Below are 18,565 nucleotides of genomic sequence, written 5' to 3' on the forward strand. Positions count from 1 at the left end.
CATGAGCATCCGCATCGTCCGTCTCGGCAGCACGCGCCAGCCCGGTGAAGGTCTGCGGCTCGGTACCGTGCGCCGCCCGCCACGTGGCGTGTCCAAGGCCGATTATGCGCGGCTCGATTACTTCGACGTCTGGTTTCCCAATCTCGCCCCGTCGGCCGAGCTGCTGAAGCAGTTTCGCGTGATGCTCGAAACGCACGACGAGGTGCTGTGGCCGGCTGTGAAAAAGCGCTTTGTCGCCGAGATGGCCGAACCGGCGGCAAGCCGCGACCTCGACCTGCTGGCGGCGCTGTCGCACCGGACCGACGTGTCGGTCGGCTGCTACTGCGACAGCGAGCACCACTGCCATCGCTCCATCCTGCGCGAGCTGCTGCTGGCGCGCGGCGCCGCCGTCGTTCCTTCGGACGTCTGAGGCGTTTCAAACTGCGGCGTCAGGTCGGGCCGGCTTGCCGGGGCCGTGGCGTCGACCTATCGTGGACGCCTTCTCAGGAGGACTTCATGCCGATCTGGATCCGCCCGTTTACCCCTGCCGACCTCGACGCGATGTGCGCCAATACTGCGGTCGAACACCTCGACATCCGTTTCACCGAAGTCGGCGACGACTATCTGGTGGCGACGATGCCGGTTGATCACCGCACGGTGCAGCCGATGCGGCTGCTGCACGGCGGGATCTCGTGCGCGCTGGCCGAAACGCTCGGCAGCCTCGCCAGCAACCTGATCGTCGACACCGACAAGCAGCTGGCCGTCGGCACCGAAATCAACGCCAGCCACCTGCGTTCGGCTACGTCGGGCCGGGTGACCGGTACCGCCCGGCCGATCCGGCTGGGCCAGAGCCAGCACGTGTGGGAAATCCGCATCGATGACGCGGACGGCAAGCTGATCTGTATCGCCCGGCTGACCAATTCGATCGTGCCGCGACGGTAATTTTGAAACGTCGGACCGGCATCGCCCGCCGGTTTGATCTGTCTTGACCTGCCCGCGCGCGCAATCTGCCATGCTGATGATGTTGGTATCGGCGGGAGCGGGAGATGAGGTGGATGCACAGTCTGGTCGGACGCGAGCGCACGCTCGATGCCGACCAGAAACTCGGATTCTCGCTTGCCTTCGTGGCCGGCGCTGCCAATGCCGGCGGTTTTCTCGCCGTCGGCCAGTACACCTCGCACATGTCCGGCATCGTCTCGACGATGGCTGACCAGTTCGTGCTCGGCAACGCCAAGCTGGTTCTGGCCGGACTCGGCGCCTTCGTGTGCTTCACTGCCGGCGCGGCCACCTCGTCGCTGCTGATCAACTGGGCCCGGCGGCGGCGCATGCACAGCGAGTACGCCCTGTCGCTGCTGGTCGAAGCGGTGCTGATGCTCGGTTTCGGCCTGCTCGGTGGCTGGCTGTCGACCCATGCCGGTTTCATCCTGCCGTTCACGGTGATGTGGCTGTGCTATCTGATGGGGCTGCAGAATGCGATCGTGACCAAGCTGTCGAACAAGCGCATCCGGACCACGCACGTGACCGGTCTGGTGACCGACATCGGCATCGAAATCGGCCGCCTGCTGTACTGGAATCGCCACAACCGTCCCGATCTGCAGCCCGTGGTGGCCGACCGCACGCTGCTGGCGGTGAACCTGGGCCTGCTGTCGCTGTTCCTCTCCGGCGGGATCGCCGGTGCCTGGGCATTCCAGCGCGTCGGCTTTGTCGCGACGGTGCCGCTGGCGCTGCTGCTGTTGCTGCTGGCGGTGATGCCGGTGTGGGAGGACGTCCAGATCCGCAGCCGCTTGCTGCGCTTGCGTCTGGGCCGCCGTTGAGCGGAAACCTGGCCACTCGTCTGCTGTCATCCCGCTGATTCGCTTGTATTTCCTGCCATGCGAGTCCCTGAATGGGGTTTGAACCTGAGCGTTCATGCCTTCGCGATGCAAGGGGGGAGCGAAGGTCTCCCCTATCTGCATGGAGGCAACACCGTGGCGTTTAATCTGATCGAAGCGCTGCAGGGCGCAGCAGGTCCCATTCTTTCGGAGTTTGCCGGCAAGGCGCTGGGCATGGATCCGGCAACGGCAAGCACGGCGGTATCGCAAGCGCTGCCGGCGCTCGTTGGCGGTCTGGTCAAGCAGGCCGGCGATCCGCAGGCGGCGCGCGGCCTGTTCGAGCTGATCTCCGGCCCCAAGGTCGACGCGGGTGTCCTCGACAGCCCGACGGTGCAGGCAGGCGACAGCAATGCGCTGGCCGGGCTGGTCGAACGCGGCCGCGATCTGCTGCCGGCGGTGCTCGGCGATCAGGCCGGGCAGGTGGCCGGCGCCGTGGCGGCCAAGGCCGGGGTACCGACCGAGTCGGCAACCTCGTTGCTGGCGCTGGGCGCGCCGATGCTGCTGTCGCTGCTGAAGGGCAAGCTGGGCGAGTCGGGCAGCGGCTATGGCGGTTTTGTCAGCCTGTTGACCGATCAGCAGGGCTGGCTGGCCAAGCTGCTCGATGGTCATCTGCTGCAGGCGCTCGGGGTCGGCAGTCTCGCCAGCCTGTTCGGCGGACTGAGCTCGCACGCCGGCACGGCGATCGGCGCGGTGGCCGACGCCGGTGGCGAAGCCAAGCGCAAGCTCGGCAGCGCGGTCGAGTCGGCGGAAACCGCGGTCAAGTCCGGTCTGCCACGCTGGCTGTGGTGGGTGATCCCGCTGGCGATTCTGGCCTTCTTCGGCCTGCGCTATTGCGGCACGCCCAAAGTGCCGGCGGTTCCGGAAGTGGACATCAAGACGCCGGTGGCGTCGATGGTGGCCAGCGCGCCGGCGCTGTTCAAGCTGGCCGGGATTGCCGTCGACGTACAGTTCGACACCGACAGTGCCGCGATCGGGCCGCAGTACCATGCCTCGCTCGACAAGCTGGCCGACGACCTGAAGGCCAGCGGCAAGCACGGCGAAATCGCCGGTCATACCGACAATGTCGGCGATGCAGCGCACAACAAGACATTATCCGAGCAACGCGCTGCCGCAGTACGGGACTACCTGATCGGCAAGGGCGTCGCCGCCGATGCGCTGACCGCCGTGGGGTATGGCGACAGCCGGCCGATTGCCGACAACAGCACCGAGGAAGGCCGCCACCAGAACCGGCGGATCGAGTTCGTCGCGAACTGAGCTGGCACGCATGAAAAAGCGGACCCGCGGGTCCGCTTTTTACTCCTGGCTATCGGCTAGCGTGGCAGCTTTTCCGGCGCGATCAGCCGGATGTAACCGGCTTCGAGCGCGATCAGTCCGTCGTCGACCCAGGCGTTGAGCTGCTTGTTGACGCTCTCGCGGCTGGCGCCGACGAGGTTGGCAATCTCCTGCTGCGTCAGCTTCAGGTCGATCAGCACGCTGCCGGCCTCCTGTGCACCGTGCTGTTCGCCCAACTGGCGCAGTGTCTTGGCCAGCCGTTGCGGCAGGGGCAGGAACAGCGTGTCCTGCAGCAGTTCGTCGGCGCCGCGCAGCCGGTGGCAGAGCGCGGCAATCAGCTGGCGCATCACCTTCGGGTGCGATTCGAGATGCTGCATCACCGCGTCGCGGCGCAGCACCAGCAACTCGCAGGGTTCGAGCGCCTCGACGCTGGCGGTGCGCAGGCCACCGTCGAGCATGGCGACTTCGCCGAAGACCTCACCGGCTTCAAGGATCGCCAGCGTGGCTTCGCGGCCCTCGTCACTGGTACGCAGCACCTTGAGCCGGCCGTGCAGCACCGCGTACATCGCGTCACCGGTCGCGCCCTGGGCGACGACGATCTCCTTGGCGCGCACGCTGCGCGGCTGGGCATGGGCGGCAAGGCCGGCGAGCTCGTCGGTCGAGAGTTCGCAGAACAGGCTGCTGCCCGATAACAGTTTGACCTTGTCCATCATGTCCTCAGTCGGCAAAAGGGGCGGGCACGGCCGGGAGGCCGGCGCGGTGTGCATTGGATCTGGACGGCGGGGCCGGGTTCAGTCGGCAAAGGTCGCCAGCACCGGCGTGTGGTCCGAAGGCCGTTCGGCCTTGCGCGGTTCGCGGTCGATCTCGCACGCGGTCAGTTTTTGCGACAGTGCCGGCGTGATCAGCAGGTGGTCGATACGCAGGCCCGCGTTCTTCTTGAAGCTGAAGCCGCGATAGTCCCACCACGAGAACGACTTTTCCGGCTGTTCGAAGGCACGAAATGCATCGGCCAGTCCGAGACCGACCAGCGTGGTGAACGCTTCGCGCTCGGGCGGCGACACCAGTACGCCGCCTTCCCATTTCCTGATGTCGTGAACGTCGCGATCTTCGGGGGCGATGTTGTAGTCGCCGGCGAGGATCAGTTGCGGGTGCTGTGCCAGCTCGTCCTTGAGCCAGGTGATCAGCGCTTCGAGCCAGCCGAGCTTGTACGGGTACTTTTCCGAATCGAGTGCCTGGCCGTTCGGGATGTAGGCGCAGACGAAGCGCACGCCTTTGACCGTGCCGGTGATCACGCGCTTTTGCGGATCGTCGAAACCGGGGATGTTGATGACGACATCGTCGATCGGCGCGCGGCTGATGATGGCGACGCCGTTGTAGGTCTTCTGGCCGGCATAGGCGACGTGAAAACCCGCCGCCTCGATCTCTGCCTGCGGGAAATTGTGGTCTTCAAGCTTTGTTTCCTGCAGCGCCAGCGCGGTCAGCTCGGGGCGGCTCTGCAGCCATTCGAGCACCTGCGGCAGGCGGACCTTGAGGCTGTTGACGTTCCAGGTGGCAAATTGCATGGGGCGGGTCGCAGGAAAGGGAATGCCCTGATTCTATCAGGCCCGCCGCATCCTGCCGGGCGGACCGTCCGGGCAGCCGTGCGCATTCGTAGTCGCCGGGCGCATGCCGGTTTTATTCCGGCCGGAATACCCGGTGGCAGGCAGCACAGGATTCCTCGACCGCGGTAAAGCGGGGCCGGATGTCCTCCATCGACGCGCCGGCTTCCGCCTGCGCAGCGAGCTGCGTCGTCGCGGTTTCGAGCTTTTGCGCCGCGGCCTTGAACTGGCCGGCGCTGGCGTGGCTGGGGCCGCTGGCCTCGAATTCGGGGAAATGCGACCACGGTGCCGACGCGAGTGCCTTGAGCTTGTCGGCGCCGGCCTGGAAGGTGGCCGGGTCGTAGGCACTGCGACCACGAACCATGCCGCCGAGCGTTTCGCTGGTCCGCAGCATGTCCTTGAAAATGGACTGGCGCAGCGCGCTGGGGGAGTGGGGATCGGACTTCGAGCAGCCGGCAAGCAGCGCGGCAGTACAGCAGAACAGAATCAGGGATTTCATCGGATACATCATCGAGGGGGTGAAACTACAACGTCGGCCGGGCCGGTCGGTTGACGGCTCAGCGCTGGACCGGTGCGTAGCCGGCCTTGGTCAGCGCTGCCGACCACAGCTGCGGATCCCAGATACGGAACACGTCGTTGCCGACCTGCATGACCGGCGGAATCAGCTGGGTCTGGCCGGTGGCCTGATAGAACGCGAGCAGCTGGGCTTCCGAGCTGGCCGGGTTGCGCATTTCGTAATCGACGCCGCGCGCATCGAGCAGCTTTACCGCTTCGGCGCAGGTCGAGCCGCATTGCGGGTTGGTATACAGCACCACGCCGGGGGCCTTGGCTTGTGGGCCGCTCGCTGTCACGGCTTTGGCGTTGCCGACCACGTTCGGGCGTATCGTCCGTTCGCGACTGTTCTGGCCCGCCGGTGGCTGATCGCTGTAGTGCACCTGGCCGTCGGCGTCGCGCCATTGGTAGACCTTGGCACAGGCGGGCAGCGACAGCATCAGGGCTGCGAGAACGACGGGCAGGCGGAGCATGGGCGGTCGCGTGGAGGGTAAAGATCGCATTGTTTCAAAACCGGCCGCCAACGTCACCTGTTCGTGCCCGCCGGTGGCGTATCGTCGCCGGCAAAGATGGCTTGCGACAGGTAGCGGCGCAGCCAGTCGAGCATCGGCCAGTCACCGCGACCGGTACGCCAGCACAGGCGGACTTCGAGCGCGCTGAACGCGACATCGGTGCAGGCGAGCGCGACCAGACGCCCGGCGAAGGTCGGATACCGGGCGACATTGCGCGGCACGACTGCCCAGCCGACCCCGAGCGCGGCGAGTTCGGCCACCGCGTAGAGGCTGTCCGAATACCAGACCTGGGGGCTGAGGCGCTCGTCACCGTCTTCGTTGCCGGTGCGCGGGGTGACGATCAGCTGGCGATGGCGCACCAGCGCCTTGCGGCTGGTTTTGCCGTCGTGCGCCAGCGGATGGCCGATGCCGGTGACGAGCACGCGCGGGACGGCACCGACCGATTCGGATTCGATCGCACTGTCGTCGGCCAGCCGGCGGTAGGCCAGTCCGGCATCGACCTGACCGTCGGCGACCCATTCGGCGATTTCGGCGGCCGAACAGTTGAGCACGGTCACCGTGAGCTGCGGATAGGCGTCGGCAAAATCGGCCAGCAGCTGCATCGCAGGCAGATAGGGGAGGCCTTCGTCGAGCGCCAGCGTGATCTGTCCGGGCGCCTGTCCGCCGAGGGCAAAAGCGCGGTTCTCGAAATGCTCGCGCTGGCGCAGCAGCTCGCGCGCCTCGTCGAGCAGCGCACGGCCGGCGTCGGTCAGCACCGGCGTCCGGGCGCTGCGGTCGAACAGTGTCAGGTCGAGGCTGGCTTCGAGCAGGGCGATGGCGCTGCTGACCGCCGATTGCGCCCGGCCCAGCCGGCGCGCGGCGGCCGAGAACGAACCGGCGTCGACGGCGGCGACAAAGGTGGCAAGTTGATCATGGGTCCAGTTCATCCATCTGATTATCAGATGCTTTCCAACTTGGTGCCATCGGCTGTGACCGCCAGGATGGCGTCCCATCCGCAACCCACCCGAAAGGAGGACACGAATGAATGCCTACCTGATGCTCGGCCTCGCCATCGTGGCCGAGGTGATCGCAACCAGCAGCCTGAAGGCATCGGACGGCTTCAGCCGGCTGTTGCCGAGCGTGCTGGTCGTGGCCGGCTATGCCACGGCGTTTTACCTGCTGATGCAGGTGATGAAAACGGTGCCGGTCGGCGTGGCCTACGCGATCTGGTGCGGCGCAGGCATCGTGCTGGTGACGCTGGTGGCCAGTGTGCTGTACCGGCAGCTGCCCGATCTGGCCGCGTGGGCCGGCATTGCGCTGATCATTACCGGCGTCGCCGTGATCCAGCTGTTTTCGAAGATCAGCGCACACTGAACCTACTGCTGCGAGCGGGTCAGCAGCACGACACGGTTGCGGTCGATGTCCAGCGTCAGTTGCCAGTCCAGCCGTTTCTGGCTGCAGATCGGCAGGATGGTCGATGCCAGCCATTGCTGGGCATCGTTGCGCCGCAGCGCATAGCGGTTGCTGCCCATGTCCATGCCCGACATCGCCCACTCGGCATGCACTTCGTCGGCCTTGCCGCTCAGGACCAGTTCGACCGGCGCCTTAGTGCTGAGGGGGGCCTTGCTCTTGAGCAGGTACTCGTGGTTTTCCAGTTTGAAGCGGCAGCCGGCGACGAGGTCGTCGCATTGCTGGGTGACGATGGTATTGACCTGCTGCTGGTTGAACCACGTGGCCGGACGAACCCAGCCGTAATGCCAGCCTGCGCCGAAGGCGATCAGCAGGACCACGGCGACGCGCAGCAGCGCGCGTTTCAGCATCTTGTCTTTCATGCCTTGCTCCATGCCATCGAGAGTTGCGCGACGCCATGGCCGCCGTGGACTTGTGCGGTGGTGACGTCGTCGTCACCCATGCCGCCGATCGCATAAATCGGAAACGGCCAGCCGGCATCGGTCAGCGCGGCGAAACCGTTCCAGCCCAGCGCGGTCTGGCCGGGATGGGATACGGTCTCGGCGACATGGCCGAGCAAGGCGTAGTCGGCACCGATGCGCCGGGCGACCGCCAGTTCATCGGCGTTGTGTGCCGATACGCCGAGCCAGTCGAGGCCACGCGGGCGCCGGTCCAGTGACGCGGCGATCCGTGCCGGCAACTGGACACCGTCGGCATTCAGTTCGCGGGCGAGTTCGATGTCCCCGTGCAGCAATACGCGGCAATCGCGAAGGCGGGCGCGGGCCAGTACTTCGGTCGCCAGAGCACGGTAGTCGGCGGCGGCAAGTTGCGGTTCGCGCAGCACCAGCCAGCGCAGGCCGCCCTGACCGGCTGGCTGCGCCAGGCGCCGGTCCAGCCGGGCCAGCCATTCATCGATGCCCAGCGTATCCGCCTGTGACAGCGCCAGTACCGGTGGCAGGGCCAGACCGCGCAGGATCGGGCCGTTGGCCGGCAGGATCGGGGACACATTCAGTGCGCCGGGCGTCTGCCATGCGAACGACTGGCCCTCGTGCGGCTGGGGTTCGCCGTCCCAGCCGGTGACGCGGAAGAACTGCAGCCGGACCGTCGCGTGCGGATAGGTGAAGGTCTGCACCAGCCACGGCGTGGCTGCGGTAACGGTGATGCCCATTTCCTCGTGCAACTCGCGCTTCAGCGCATCCAGCCCGGTTTCACCGGCTTCGAGCTTGCCGCCGGGGAATTCCCAGTAACCGGCGTACGGCTTGCCGGCCGGGCGGCTGCCGAGCAGGAAAGTACCGTCGGGGCGGAGCAGGATGCCGGCGGCGACGTGGGTGATGCGCGGTGCGGTCATGGCTGAATCGGGCAGGGAAGGAAGGCGGCGATTGTACCGTGCCGGCACCGGCGGCATGGCGGGAATCCTGCGTGCCGGCGCGAAGGTTCAGCCGGCCTTGCCGACCCAGTCGCGGGCGAACTGCCAGGCAACGCGCCCGCTGCGCGAGCCGCGTCCCTGTGCCCATTGCAGCGCTTCGCGCTCGGTCTGTTCATGCCAGTCGGTGACGCCGAAGTGGCCGAGCCACAGTTTGCAGGCGTTGAGGTAGTCGTTCTGGTCGAAGCCGTAGAACGACAGCCACAGGCCGAAGCGCTCGGACAGCGCGACTTTTTCCTCGATCGCTTCGGAAAAGTGGATTTCGTCACCCTCGTAGCGCGTCTGGGCATTTTCGCTGAAGTATTCCGGCACCAGATGGCGGCGGTTCGACGTGGCATAGATCAGCACGTTGGCACTGGGCGCGGCGATCGAGCCGTCGAGTGCGGTTTTCAGCGCCTGATAACCCCAGTCGCCTTCCTCGAAACTGAGGTCGTCGCAGAACAGGATGAAACGTTCCGGCCGGTTGGCGACCTGTTCGACGATGTCGGGCAGATCGGTCAGGTGGGTCTTTTCGACCTCGATCAGCCGCAAGCCCTGATCCTTGAACTCGTTCCATACGGCCTTGACCAGCGAGCTTTTGCCGCAACCGCGCGAGCCGGTCAGCAGTACGTTGTTGGCGGGCCGGCCCTCGACGAACTGGCGGGTATTGGCAACGAGCAGATTCTTCTGGCGGTCGATATTGCACAGCGAGGCCAGCGTGATCGTGTGCGGATGCAGCACCGGCTGCAGGGCAACGCGCTGATCGAAGCTGCGCCAGCGATAGGCCTGTGCCTGCCAGTCGTTGGCCGGTGGCAGGGCCGGCAGCCGGCGTTCGTACTCATCCAGCAAACGCTCGCCACGGGCAAGCAGATCAAGCAGCGGGGAAAGCCATGTCTCGTTCATCGTCGTTCCGGGCGGAGGAGGGAACGGCCATCTTACCCGGCGCCGTGCACGGCGCGCAGATACAGAAAAAGGGGCACATGGCCCCTTTTCTGTACTGCCCGATCAGGTCGGTCAGAAGCGCACGCCAAGGCCGCCATAGATGCCGTCGGCAATGCTGATCTTGTCGCCGTGGTCGCGGTCGATTGCGGTATAGCGGTAGCCGACGTCGATCGACAGCGGCTTGATCACGTTCCAGCGCACGCCGATCGCGGTATCGGTGAAGCTCTTGATGTCGCCGCTGGCGAAGCTTTCCGGCGCGTAATAGGCGCTGCCGTAGACGGCGAAGTGTTCGCCGAGCGGAATGGTCAGACGGCCGCCGACGGCACCGGCGTATTCGGTGTCGTCGTGCTTCGGCGACAGGTAGACGGCCTTGACGCCGAGCGCGGCATCGACGACCGGAACCGGCAGCTTGATGCCGAGGCCGAGGCCGCCAACTTCACCCTTGTGGTCGTTGTGGGTCCAGTCGGCCGAGAAGTCGATGCCCAGCAGCGCGGCATTGCCGTCGATGTGCTGGTACTCGTCGCCAACCTGGCCGTTGAGTTCGATGGCATTGGCGGCGGTGGCCGAAATGGCGAGCAGGGCGGCGAGAAGTACTTTCTTGGCGTGATGCATTGTGATTGTCCTGTCAGCTGTGCCGGCAGTGAAACAACCGGCTCGGGATTTTTATGCCGGAAAGGATAAACGCCCGTGCAACGGTTGTGAGGTGTAATTATTTGGCCTCGTCCGCGTCTCAGGAATCGGCGTGTCGGCGGCGGCGGTCACCGGCGCGACATGGATCGGCGCTACACTGCGGCTTACCGCCTATTTCATTGGAAACCCGCGCATGCAAGACGACCTGCACCTGACCGAAACCCGCATCAACGGCGAACGTGTTTACGACGGTGCGCTGTTGCATATCAACCGCGATCGCGTGCGCCTGCCCGACGGCAACGAGGCGGTGCGCGAGTACGTCGTGCACCCGGGCGCGGTGATGATCATTCCGGTGCTGCCGGACGGGCGCTTGCTGATGGAGCGGCAATTCCGCTATCCGCTGAACCGGGTGTTCGTCGAATTTCCGGCCGGCAAGCTCGATGCCGGCGAGGAATTGCTGGCGTGCGCACAGCGCGAGCTCGAAGAGGAGACCGGTTACACGGCGACGCGCTGGGATTACCTCGGCGTCACCCATCCGGTGATCAGTTACGCGACCGAGGAAATCCATCTGTTCCTCGCGCGCGAGCTGACCGCGGGCGAGGCGAAGCTGGACGAAGGCGAGTTCGTCGAAACCGTGGCGATGCCGCTGTCGACGCTGGTGGCCGGCGTGCTGGACGGCAGCATCACCGATGCCAAGACCGTGGCCGGCATTTTCTGGGCGCAGCAAAAGCTCTGATTTCATCGGGTGCCCGAACGAAAACAACCCCGCCGAGCGGGGTTGTTTTGTTTCTGACTCATCCGGCACGACCGATGGGCCGGCTTATTCGTCGTCGTCGATCTCGCACATCAGCGCGCCTTGCACGACGTCGCGGCTCAACTGTGGCGCAAACAGCGAAATGAAGTCGAAGGCATAGCCGCGCAGGTAGGCATCGCGGCGGACGCCGATCCGGGTCGTCGACGGTTCGAACAGATGGCCCGCGTCGATGGCGACCAGACCGAGATCGCGTTCGGGCTCGAAGGCCATCGCCGCAATGATGCCGACACCGAGGCCGAGCGACACATAAGTCTTGATCACGTCGGTGTCGATTGCGGTGAGCACGACGTTGGGTGTCAGCCCGGCGGCCTCGAACGCGCTATTGATCTTGTTGCGGCCGGTGAAGGCGAAATCGTAGGTAATCAGCGGGTAGGCGGCGACGTCGGCGAGTGCCAGCGGTCGGGTCAGTCCGGTCAGCGGATGATCCTGCGGCACGACGATGTCGCGGTTCCAGTCGTAGCAGTCGAGCATCGCCAGTTCCGGATAATGATCGATCCCTTCGGTGGCGATGGCGATGTCGGCATCGCCGTCGACGACCATTTCGCTGATCTGCGTCGGGCTGCCCTGCTTGATCGACAGCCGCACCTTCGGGTAGCGCGACAGGAAGGCCTTGATGGTTTTCGGCAGTGCGTAGCGCGCCTGCGTGTGCGTGGTCGCGATCGTCAGGCTGCCGCCATCGACGTTGACGAATTCTTCGCCGATGCGCTTGAGGTTCTGCGCCTGCATCAGCATCCGTTCGGAAATGCGCAGGATTTCACGCCCGGGCGCCGTGACGTCGACGACGCGCTTGCCGTTACGGATGAAGATCTGCACGCCGAGTTCGTCCTCGAGCAGACGGATCTGCTTGGAAATCCCCGGTTGCGAGGTGTGCAGTTTTTCCGCCGCTTCGGACACATTCAGGCCCTGTTTGGCGACTTCGACAAGGTAGCGCAGCTGTTGCAGTTTCATGGCGGATATCAAATAACCGAGGATTCTATTATCCTAACATATCAATCTAAGTTGCTATAAAAGCCGTTGCTATCATCGCCGCTCGAATCTAGGAAGCACGCGGCATGGAACTGGCTTACATCATTGCGGGACTCGCAGTCGGCTTTGTCGTCGGCATGACCGGCGTCGGCGGCGGTTCGCTGATGACGCCCATCCTGCTGTTCTTCGGCATCAGCCCGGCCACGGCCGTCGGCACGGATTTGCTGTACGCGGCCATCACCAAGTCCGGCGGCGTCTTGGTGCACCAGCGGGCCCGCAACATCGACTGGAAAATCACCGGCTGGCTGGCTGCCGGCAGCGTACCGGCCGCAGCGGCCACGGTGTTGTTGCTGCACAACTGGCACGGCGATATCGATACGGTCAACCGCATCATCAAGCATGGTCTCGGCATCGCCTTGCTGCTGACGGCGGTGGCGATCGTGTTCAAGCAGAAACTGCTGACGCTGGCGCAAACCCATGCCAGTGACTGGCTGGCGATGCCCGACGAGCGCCGCAACGTCTACACGGTGATCGTCGGCCTGTTGCTGGGCGTGATCGTGACGCTGACATCGATCGGCGCCGGCGCGCTGGGTACCGTCGCCCTGTTCATGCTGTACCCGCTGCTGCCGACCTCGCGCCTCGTCGGCACCGAAATCGCCCACGCCGTACCGCTGACGCTGGTTGCCGGCCTCGGCCATGCCGGTCTCGGCAACATCGACTGGCACCTGCTGGCCAATCTGCTGATCGGCTCGCTGCCGGCCATCTATTTCGGCAGCAAGCTTGCCGGGCGCGTACCGGACCGCGTGCTCCGGCCGTTGCTGGCGGTGATGCTGGTGGTAACGGGCACCAAACTGGTATTTTGATCGCAACGATTCACGCATCCGGAGTTCGCATGAGCATGGACGACAAGCTGGCGGTGACCGTAGCGCTGCTCCAGCGCATTGCCGCCGAATACAGCCCGGCGGTATTCGCCAATTCCTTCGGCGCCGAGGATATGGTGCTGACCGACCTGATCGCCAGACACGAGATCGGCATCGAGATCTTCAGTCTGGACACCGGCCGCCTGCCCGCCGAGACCTACGAGCTGATGCAGAAAACGGCCGATGCCTACCCGGCGACGCAAGTGCTGACCTTTTTCCCGAGCGCCGCTTCGGTAGAGCGTTACGTCAACGCCAACGGCATCAATGCCTTCTACGAATCGGTCGACCTGCGCAAGGAATGCTGTCGCATCCGCAAGCTCGAGCCGCTGGCACGCGCGCTGTCGGGCAAGCAGGCCTGGGTGACCGGCTTGCGGCGCGAGCAGTCGCCGACGCGGACCGACATGGCGCACCAGGAATTCGACGACGCCAACGGGCTGGAGAAATTCAATCCGCTGCTCGACTGGACCGAGAAGGACGTCTGGGCCTACATCCGGTCGCAGAACGTGCCGTACAACGCACTGCACGACAAGCATTACCCGTCGATCGGCTGTGCCCCCTGTACCCGCTCGATTGCGATGGGTGAGGACGTTCGCGCCGGTCGCTGGTGGTGGGAAAATCCCGAGTTCAAGGAGTGCGGCTTGCACGCCAAGCATTAAGGCGAGCGACCGACCAATCCAGCGCCCGCAGATGCGGGCGTTGTTGTTGACGCAGGTCCATCAGCGTTCGTTGACATGGCGGAAGGGCGCACATAGATTGGTGTGCTTGCCGGGCGGTACGGGTTTGTAGCGATGCGAAGGATGTCGCTAACCGGTGCTTCACCCGGTTGGGCAAGCGCAGGTCACCGGTATGGGAACGCGGTACCAGTGATCTTGAAAGCGCAACAAATATAACGATGAAGAAGAGGACGGGTCATGAGTCAGATTGAGTATTTGATCGGCGTCGACGGTGGTGGTACCGGTACACGCATCTGTATCGCAGGTCTCGACGGCATCGAGAAAGTCCGTGCGGAAGCCGGTGCTTCGGCGCTGGGCCAGGGCGTCGACAAGGCGTGGGCAAACATCCAGCAGGCGATCCGCGACGGTTTTGCCGCAATCGGTATTGCTGCGCCGGATTTCTCGCGGTGTGCGGTCGGTCTCGGTCTCTCCGGTGTGCATAACCGTGCCTGGGCCGACGAGTTCGAACAGAAGAATCCAGGCTTTGCCAAAATCATCGTTGAAACCGACGGTTTCTCGACGCTGCTCGGCGCACACAAGGGCGAGTTCGGCGCAATCATCGCGATCGGTACAGGCTCGATCGGCGAAGCCTGGCTGGCCGATGGCACCCGGCTGGAAGTGGGCGGCTGGGGCTTCCCGACCTCGGATGAAGGCTCGGGTGCATTCCTCGGCCTCAAGGCGATCAACCACGTTCAGCGCGTGTTTGACGGCCGGCAGCCGGTGACCGATTTCAGCCGCAAGCTGATGAGCGTCGTTGGCGAAACCAAGGAAGCGATCTTTGCCTGGATGGGGCAGATGAAACAGGGCGAGTGCGCGTCGCTGTCGCCTATCGTGGTCGAGTTCGGCGAGCGCGATCCGGTTGCGAAAGAATTCCTGCTCGATGCCGGTCGCGAAATCGAGATCATCGGCAAGGCACTGCGACGCGATGACGCGGCGCTGCCGATCGCCATCTGCGGTGGCGGCCTGTCGGAAGCGCTGCGTCCTTACGTTCCGGTGGATTTCCTCGGCAGCACTACGCGGCCGCAGGCCGACTCGTGCGCCGGTGCACTGATCCTGATCCGCCGCGCCGTCGCCTGACCCAAGCGCCGGAGGCGTCGCCATGCAAGCATCGGCCAAGTTGCTCGTTCTCAAACCCGATCCAGACAGTGCGACGCCGCTTTACCTGCAGCTTGGCCACAAGCTGGCTGCAGCCATACATGCCGGATTCTGGAAAGCCGACGACCCGCTGCCGTCGGAACGGACCTTCTGCGAGGTGCTTGGCGTTTCGCGCGTGACCGCACGTAAGGCCCTCGACCTGCTGTACGAGCAGGGCATGATCATCCGGCGCCAGGGCGCCGGAACTTACATTACGCCCAAGCTTGAGCAACCCCTGACCCGGTTGACCAACCTGTCGGAAATGCTCAAGCAGCGTGGCTTCACGCCGGGGTCGAAATGGCTCAAGCGCGAGGTGGCGACAGCGACACCCGAAGAACTCCTCAAGCTCAATCTCGCACCGAACAGCCGGGTCAGCCGGCTGCAACGGGTCCGTACCGCCAGCGACGTGATCATGGCTATCGAGGAAACCGCGTTGCCGTATCACCTGGTCCCGGAACCGGCCGAGATTGGGGATTCTCTTTACGAATTCATGCGCGGCCGCCACCTGAGTGTTGTGCGAGCGATACAAAATATCGGTGCAATCAACGCTACCGAGGCCTTGGCGACGCTGGCCAATGTGCCGGTCGGATCGGCCATGCTGCATCTGACCCGGGTCGGTTTTCTTGAAAACGGCATGGCCGTCGAGCTGACTCATTCCTATTTTCGCAGCGATTACTACGATCTCGTCGTCGAGCTTCATTGTTAATTTGCTGATTAGAAATAAAAAATCCAAACCTTTCTGCATTTGTTATGTAGTCGAACTTGTGCGAATTACGTCGTCGGCTACGTCCCGTTCCGGGTATGCCGGATGACTGGCCTGATTTGCCGTTTGTCCGGTGCGGTCGTGTTGCACTGCGGCATGTTTTGGCGGGTTTCTGCCTGCTTTCAAATTGCGGTAATCTGGCCCGAGCCGTTCAGGCTGGGTGTCGCGAACAGGAGGTTCGCCGCATCGAAGTCGGGCGAGTCTTACGCACGCCGAACTACACACCTCCGGCTGCGCGGAAATGGCAACGGTGGTTTGACGGCACAAGAGAGAAGTTGACTAAGGTTTTCCCGGCCAATTTGGAAGTCGGGTATTCACCTGCTTGGAAGGAGATTGGATCGATGAAGTTGAAGCGCACCGTCGCACTGGCTGCCGCCGTATTCGCCGCCACCTCGTTTAACGCCATGGCTGCCGGCAAGGTGCAGGTCGAGTACTGGTCGAACAGCCTGTCGCCGAAGTTCGACAGCGTCATGAAGGAACTGACCGGCAAGTTCAACGCCTCGCAGACCGAAATCGAAGCCAAGTGGGTCGACGTGCCGTGGGATGCCTTCCAGGCGCGCATGGTCGCTGCCGTGGCCAGCGGCAATGTCCCGGGTTTGGTGAACCTGCCCAAGCCGTGGATGGACCAGTACGCCCAGTCGAAGATGATCGTGCCGATCACCAAGCAGGCCGCCGGCTTCAAGAGTGTCTACACCGAAGGCGCCAACAAGGACGCCAGCTACGACGGCCAGATCTACGGCCTGCCGTGGTACCAGGTGACCGGCGTGCTGTTCTACAACAAGGACCTGCTGGCCAAGGCCGGCGTCAAGGAAGCACCCAAGTCCTTTAGCGAACTGATGCAGACCGCCAAACTGGTCAAGGAAAAAACCGGCGTTGCCGGCTTCTCGCCGAAACTGAACGACGGTTTTACCGGCTGGTTCCTGTACGAAGGCCTCCCGGTGATCAAGGATGGCAAGGCTGTCTTCAACAGCCCGGCCCACGTCAAGCTGGTCGAAGAATTCGCTGCAGCCTACAAGGCCGGCGTGTTCCCGAAGGACGTCTTCAAGATGCAGTTTGAAGACCAGATCGCTGCTTTCGGTTCGCAGAAGATCGCCATGTTCGCCGAAGGCGCGCATGCGCTGAAGCGTACCAAGACCGACTCGCCGAAGGTTTACGCCGAGACCGGCGTTGCCGGCTTCCCGCAGGCTGGCGGCAAGACGCCGTTCGGTGGCTTCCTGTTCCTGTGGTCGGTACCCAAGGGCTACAAGAATGTCGACGCAGCGGTCAAGTTGGGCAAGTTCCTGACCAACGACGAAGCCCAGTTGGCGTTTGCCAAGGCATCGGCGACCTTCCCGTCGAGCAACAAGGCGCTGGACGATGCCTACTTCCAGGCTGGTGCCAAGTCGGCTGATCCGGTCGAACGTGCGACTGCCGTTGCGGCAACCGCGATCAAGGCATCGCGCACGCTGACCGTTTCGGGTCTGCCGGACGAAGCGACGATGAACAAGAAGCTCGACGACGAAGTGCAGGCCGCCGTTACCGGTCGCAAGTCCGCCAAGCAGGCGCTGGACGAAGCTGCCGCGTTCTGGAACGGCAAACTCTCCGCCAAATAAGGTGTTTGAGTTATTGCAACTTAAGGTGAATCAAATTTTGCCGGGATGGAAATCTGTTAGACTGTCCCGGCAAAATAAACAATCCGCATGATTTGGTGGTGACACTGGGTCGAATGTGGTGTACCGCAAGGACCGAAGTCCTGGCGTTTCTGTCGATAACTCCAAGAGGAAGACAAGATGAAGCTCAAAAAGATGTTGACCGCCGGTGCAGTCGTCTTCGGTTTCGCTGCGCTTCAAGCGCAAGCTGCGACCGAACTCGAGTTCTGGACCATGAACCTCGCGCCGAAGTTCAACGGCTACTTCGAGCAAGTTGTTACCAAGTTCAACGCTGCCAACCCGGGCCTGCAAGCCAAGTGGGTTGACATGAACTGGGACCAGATCCAGCCGAAGCTGATCGCTTCGATCGCTGCTGGCAACCCGCCGGCACTGGTGAACTTCAACGTGCCTTGGGTGCATGAGTACGCTCAGCAAGGCAACATCCTGCCGCTGGACCAGTACCTTGGTGCCGACAAGAACGCCTACCTGGCCGCAGCCCTCAAGGACGTGACCGTCAATGGCAAGGTGTACGCCTTCCCGTGGTACAACTCGGTTTCGATCATTGCCTACAACAAGGACATCTTCGCCAAGGCTGGAGTGAAGTCGGCTCCGAAGAACTTTGATCAACTGGTGTCCGATGCCAAGCTGATCAAGGCCAAGACCGGCGTTGCAGCTTTCGCTCCGAAGATGGACAACTTCACCGGCTGGTTCTACTACGCTGGCCTGCCGATGGTCGAGAACGGCAAGGCCGTGTTCAACTCGCCGAAGCACGTCGCTTTCGTGCAGAAGTTTGCTGACCTGTACAAGGCTGGCGTTCTGCCGAAGGACGTCTTCAAGATGGCCTTCGAACAGGAAATCGCTGCGTACAACTCGGGCAAGATCGCGATGATGACCACCGCGCCGCAAGCTCTGAAGCGTACCGAAACCGATGCCAAGGCAATCTACGACAAGACCGGCGTTGCTGCTTTCCCGGCTGACGCAGGCAAGATGGCCTTCGGCGCCTGGATGATGGACTTCGTGATTCCGAAGGGCACCAAGGATCCGGCTGCAGCTGCCAAGCTCGGCAAGTTCCTGACTGGCGACGAGCAACAAGTTGCGTTCTCGAAGGCAACCGAAACGACCTTCCCGTCGACCAAGAAGGCTAACCTCGACCCGTACTTCCAGGCTGGTGCCAACAGCGCCGACGTGGTTGACCAGGCTCGTGCCGTTGCTGCCAAGTCGATGGAAAACGCTCGTACGCTGACCATTGCTCCGGGCGTGCTGCCGGACGAAGCTGCAATGAACAAGAAGCTGCAAGACGAAGTTCAGAGCGCGATCGAAGGCCGCAAGTCGGTCAAGGCCGCCCTGGATGAAGTGGTTGCTGCTTGGAACGAGAAGCTCGGCAAGAAGTAAGCAATTCTTCTGCTTCTCTGAAAACGGAGCTGTCGGTAACGGCAGTTCC

General features: G+C 63.5%; 22 protein-coding genes. 12 read left to right on the top strand and 10 right to left on the bottom strand.

Going from position 1 to position 18,565, the window contains the following annotated elements; genetic code table 11:
* The first annotated feature begins 1 nt into the window (after position 1).
* The 4 genes from JMJ54_RS13060 to JMJ54_RS13075 all read left to right on the top strand — a co-directional run bounded on the left by JMJ54_RS13060 (position 2) and on the right by JMJ54_RS13075 (position 3,104).
* Complete coding sequence (locus JMJ54_RS13060; RefSeq protein WP_203538992.1) at positions 2 to 409, top strand: DUF488 domain-containing protein; 408 nt, start codon at positions 2 to 4, stop codon at positions 407 to 409.
* A gap of 86 nt (positions 410 to 495) precedes the next feature.
* Positions 496 to 921, top strand: coding sequence for a hotdog fold thioesterase (locus JMJ54_RS13065; protein ID WP_203538993.1), 426 nt, complete (start codon positions 496 to 498; stop codon positions 919 to 921).
* 104 nt (positions 922 to 1,025) lie between these two features.
* On the top strand, positions 1,026 to 1,793 hold the full coding sequence (locus JMJ54_RS13070) for a YoaK family protein (protein ID WP_203538994.1): 768 nt from the start codon (positions 1,026 to 1,028) through the stop codon (positions 1,791 to 1,793).
* A 153-nt stretch (positions 1,794 to 1,946) separates the two neighbouring features.
* Positions 1,947 to 3,104, top strand: a complete 1,158-nt coding sequence (locus JMJ54_RS13075) for an OmpA family protein (protein ID WP_203538995.1) — start codon at positions 1,947 to 1,949, stop codon at positions 3,102 to 3,104.
* Positions 3,105 to 3,160: 56 nt separating this feature from the next.
* Here the strand turns inward: JMJ54_RS13075 and JMJ54_RS13080 are convergent, their stop codons facing one another.
* The 5 genes from JMJ54_RS13080 to JMJ54_RS13100 form a co-directional block, all read right to left on the bottom strand.
* On the bottom strand, positions 3,161 to 3,832 hold the full coding sequence (locus JMJ54_RS13080; RefSeq protein WP_203538996.1) for a Crp/Fnr family transcriptional regulator: 672 nt from the start codon (positions 3,830 to 3,832) through the stop codon (positions 3,161 to 3,163).
* A gap of 81 nt (positions 3,833 to 3,913) precedes the next feature.
* Positions 3,914 to 4,684 (bottom strand): exodeoxyribonuclease III, encoded by a 771-nt coding sequence (gene xth, locus JMJ54_RS13085; RefSeq protein ID WP_203538997.1) that lies wholly within the window; start codon positions 4,682 to 4,684, stop codon positions 3,914 to 3,916.
* Positions 4,685 to 4,796: 112 nt separating this feature from the next.
* A complete protein-coding gene (locus JMJ54_RS13090) occupies positions 4,797 to 5,219 on the bottom strand; it encodes a c-type cytochrome (RefSeq protein WP_203538998.1) in 423 nt (140 codons plus the stop codon).
* A gap of 58 nt (positions 5,220 to 5,277) precedes the next feature.
* Positions 5,278 to 5,745 carry a glutaredoxin family protein gene (locus JMJ54_RS13095; protein ID WP_203538999.1) on the bottom strand — a complete coding sequence of 156 codons (468 nt, stop codon included), beginning with the start codon at positions 5,743 to 5,745 and terminating at the stop codon, positions 5,278 to 5,280.
* A gap of 53 nt (positions 5,746 to 5,798) precedes the next feature.
* Positions 5,799 to 6,710, bottom strand: a complete 912-nt coding sequence (locus JMJ54_RS13100; protein WP_203539000.1) for a LysR family transcriptional regulator — start codon at positions 6,708 to 6,710, stop codon at positions 5,799 to 5,801.
* Between the two features lie 94 nt (positions 6,711 to 6,804).
* On the opposite strand from JMJ54_RS13100, the gene JMJ54_RS13105 reads away from it, so the two are divergent.
* Entirely contained in the window at positions 6,805 to 7,137 is a 333-nt protein-coding gene (locus JMJ54_RS13105) for a DMT family transporter (protein WP_203539001.1), read from the top strand.
* Positions 7,138 to 7,139: 2 nt separating this feature from the next.
* Here JMJ54_RS13105 and JMJ54_RS13110 read toward each other — a convergent pair whose 3' ends face one another.
* The 4 genes from JMJ54_RS13110 to JMJ54_RS13125 all read right to left on the bottom strand — a co-directional run bounded on the left by JMJ54_RS13110 (position 7,140) and on the right by JMJ54_RS13125 (position 10,168).
* Positions 7,140 to 7,595 (bottom strand): hypothetical protein, encoded by a 456-nt coding sequence (locus tag JMJ54_RS13110; protein WP_203539002.1) that lies wholly within the window; start codon positions 7,593 to 7,595, stop codon positions 7,140 to 7,142.
* On the bottom strand, positions 7,592 to 8,560 hold the full coding sequence (locus JMJ54_RS13115; RefSeq protein WP_203539003.1) for a Nudix family hydrolase: 969 nt from the start codon (positions 8,558 to 8,560) through the stop codon (positions 7,592 to 7,594). The genes JMJ54_RS13110 and JMJ54_RS13115 overlap by 4 nt, the downstream gene beginning before the upstream one ends.
* 87 nt (positions 8,561 to 8,647) lie before the next feature.
* The gene (locus JMJ54_RS13120; protein ID WP_203539004.1) at positions 8,648 to 9,517 is read right to left on the bottom strand and encodes an ATP-binding protein; all 870 of its coding nucleotides are present in this window, start codon (positions 9,515 to 9,517) and stop codon (positions 8,648 to 8,650) included.
* 111 nt (positions 9,518 to 9,628) lie between these two features.
* The gene (locus JMJ54_RS13125; protein ID WP_203539005.1) at positions 9,629 to 10,168 is read right to left on the bottom strand and encodes a YfaZ family outer membrane protein; all 540 of its coding nucleotides are present in this window, start codon (positions 10,166 to 10,168) and stop codon (positions 9,629 to 9,631) included.
* Between the two features lie 211 nt (positions 10,169 to 10,379).
* Between JMJ54_RS13125 and JMJ54_RS13130 the strand changes: the two genes are divergently transcribed.
* Positions 10,380 to 10,922, top strand: a complete 543-nt coding sequence (locus JMJ54_RS13130) for an NUDIX domain-containing protein (RefSeq protein WP_203539006.1) — start codon at positions 10,380 to 10,382, stop codon at positions 10,920 to 10,922.
* An 84-nt stretch (positions 10,923 to 11,006) separates the two neighbouring features.
* On the opposite strand, the gene cysB is transcribed toward JMJ54_RS13130, so the two are convergent.
* Complete coding sequence (cysB, locus tag JMJ54_RS13135; protein WP_203539007.1) at positions 11,007 to 11,948, bottom strand: HTH-type transcriptional regulator CysB; 942 nt, start codon at positions 11,946 to 11,948, stop codon at positions 11,007 to 11,009.
* Between the two features lie 104 nt (positions 11,949 to 12,052).
* Here cysB and JMJ54_RS13140 point away from each other — a divergent pair, with 104 nt between their 5' ends.
* The 6 genes from JMJ54_RS13140 to JMJ54_RS13165 all read left to right on the top strand — a co-directional run bounded on the left by JMJ54_RS13140 (position 12,053) and on the right by JMJ54_RS13165 (position 18,516).
* Positions 12,053 to 12,829, top strand: a complete 777-nt coding sequence (locus JMJ54_RS13140) for a sulfite exporter TauE/SafE family protein (RefSeq protein ID WP_203539008.1) — start codon at positions 12,053 to 12,055, stop codon at positions 12,827 to 12,829.
* 29 nt (positions 12,830 to 12,858) lie between these two features.
* Entirely contained in the window at positions 12,859 to 13,542 is a 684-nt protein-coding gene (locus JMJ54_RS13145; RefSeq protein WP_203539009.1) for a phosphoadenylyl-sulfate reductase, read from the top strand.
* 255 nt (positions 13,543 to 13,797) lie between these two features.
* Positions 13,798 to 14,676 carry a glucosamine kinase nucleotide-binding domain-containing protein gene (locus tag JMJ54_RS13150; RefSeq protein WP_203539010.1) on the top strand — a complete coding sequence of 293 codons (879 nt, stop codon included), beginning with the start codon at positions 13,798 to 13,800 and terminating at the stop codon, positions 14,674 to 14,676.
* Positions 14,677 to 14,698: 22 nt separating this feature from the next.
* Entirely contained in the window at positions 14,699 to 15,439 is a 741-nt protein-coding gene (locus JMJ54_RS13155) for a GntR family transcriptional regulator (RefSeq protein ID WP_203539011.1), read from the top strand.
* Positions 15,440 to 15,837: 398 nt separating this feature from the next.
* Positions 15,838 to 17,088: an ABC transporter substrate-binding protein gene (locus JMJ54_RS13160; RefSeq protein WP_203539012.1), complete on the top strand. Its 1,251-nt coding sequence runs from the start codon at positions 15,838 to 15,840 to the stop codon at positions 17,086 to 17,088.
* Between the two features lie 177 nt (positions 17,089 to 17,265).
* Positions 17,266 to 18,516 carry an ABC transporter substrate-binding protein gene (locus tag JMJ54_RS13165; RefSeq protein ID WP_203539013.1) on the top strand — a complete coding sequence of 417 codons (1,251 nt, stop codon included), beginning with the start codon at positions 17,266 to 17,268 and terminating at the stop codon, positions 18,514 to 18,516.
* Positions 18,517 to 18,565: the final 49 nt, after the last annotated feature.

The sequence above is a fragment of the Jeongeupia naejangsanensis genome (assembly GCF_016865585.1).
Classification (GTDB): domain Bacteria; phylum Pseudomonadota; class Gammaproteobacteria; order Burkholderiales; family Chitinibacteraceae; genus Jeongeupia; species Jeongeupia naejangsanensis.

Bases quoted from the DNA above. Each gene is read 5' to 3' on its own strand.
- JMJ54_RS13115 (WP_203539003.1), bottom strand. From the start codon at position 8,560: ATGACCGCACCGCGCATCACCCACGTCGCCGCCGGCATCCTGCTCCGC.
- JMJ54_RS13160 (WP_203539012.1), top strand. From the start codon at position 15,838: ATGAAGTTGAAGCGCACCGTCGCACTGGCTGCCGCCGTATTCGCCGCC.
- JMJ54_RS13155 (WP_203539011.1), top strand. From the start codon at position 14,699: ATGCAAGCATCGGCCAAGTTGCTCGTTCTCAAACCCGATCCAGACAGT.
- JMJ54_RS13125 (WP_203539005.1), bottom strand. From the start codon at position 10,168: ATGCATCACGCCAAGAAAGTACTTCTCGCCGCCCTGCTCGCCATTTCG.
- JMJ54_RS13120 (WP_203539004.1), bottom strand. From the start codon at position 9,517: ATGAACGAGACATGGCTTTCCCCGCTGCTTGATCTGCTTGCCCGTGGC.
- JMJ54_RS13090 (WP_203538998.1), bottom strand. From the start codon at position 5,219: ATGAAATCCCTGATTCTGTTCTGCTGTACTGCCGCGCTGCTTGCCGGC.
- JMJ54_RS13150 (WP_203539010.1), top strand. From the start codon at position 13,798: ATGAGTCAGATTGAGTATTTGATCGGCGTCGACGGTGGTGGTACCGGT.
- JMJ54_RS13080 (WP_203538996.1), bottom strand. From the start codon at position 3,832: ATGGACAAGGTCAAACTGTTATCGGGCAGCAGCCTGTTCTGCGAACTC.
- JMJ54_RS13095 (WP_203538999.1), bottom strand. From the start codon at position 5,745: ATGCTCCGCCTGCCCGTCGTTCTCGCAGCCCTGATGCTGTCGCTGCCC.
- JMJ54_RS13140 (WP_203539008.1), top strand. From the start codon at position 12,053: ATGGAACTGGCTTACATCATTGCGGGACTCGCAGTCGGCTTTGTCGTC.
- JMJ54_RS13165 (WP_203539013.1), top strand. From the start codon at position 17,266: ATGAAGCTCAAAAAGATGTTGACCGCCGGTGCAGTCGTCTTCGGTTTC.
- JMJ54_RS13130 (WP_203539006.1), top strand. From the start codon at position 10,380: ATGCAAGACGACCTGCACCTGACCGAAACCCGCATCAACGGCGAACGT.
- xth (WP_203538997.1), bottom strand. From the start codon at position 4,684: ATGCAATTTGCCACCTGGAACGTCAACAGCCTCAAGGTCCGCCTGCCG.
- JMJ54_RS13070 (WP_203538994.1), top strand. From the start codon at position 1,026: ATGAGGTGGATGCACAGTCTGGTCGGACGCGAGCGCACGCTCGATGCC.
- JMJ54_RS13110 (WP_203539002.1), bottom strand. From the start codon at position 7,595: ATGAAAGACAAGATGCTGAAACGCGCGCTGCTGCGCGTCGCCGTGGTC.
- JMJ54_RS13065 (WP_203538993.1), top strand. From the start codon at position 496: ATGCCGATCTGGATCCGCCCGTTTACCCCTGCCGACCTCGACGCGATG.
- JMJ54_RS13105 (WP_203539001.1), top strand. From the start codon at position 6,805: ATGAATGCCTACCTGATGCTCGGCCTCGCCATCGTGGCCGAGGTGATC.
- cysB (WP_203539007.1), bottom strand. From the start codon at position 11,948: ATGAAACTGCAACAGCTGCGCTACCTTGTCGAAGTCGCCAAACAGGGC.
- JMJ54_RS13145 (WP_203539009.1), top strand. From the start codon at position 12,859: ATGAGCATGGACGACAAGCTGGCGGTGACCGTAGCGCTGCTCCAGCGC.
- JMJ54_RS13060 (WP_203538992.1), top strand. From the start codon at position 2: ATGAGCATCCGCATCGTCCGTCTCGGCAGCACGCGCCAGCCCGGTGAA.
- JMJ54_RS13100 (WP_203539000.1), bottom strand. From the start codon at position 6,710: ATGAACTGGACCCATGATCAACTTGCCACCTTTGTCGCCGCCGTCGAC.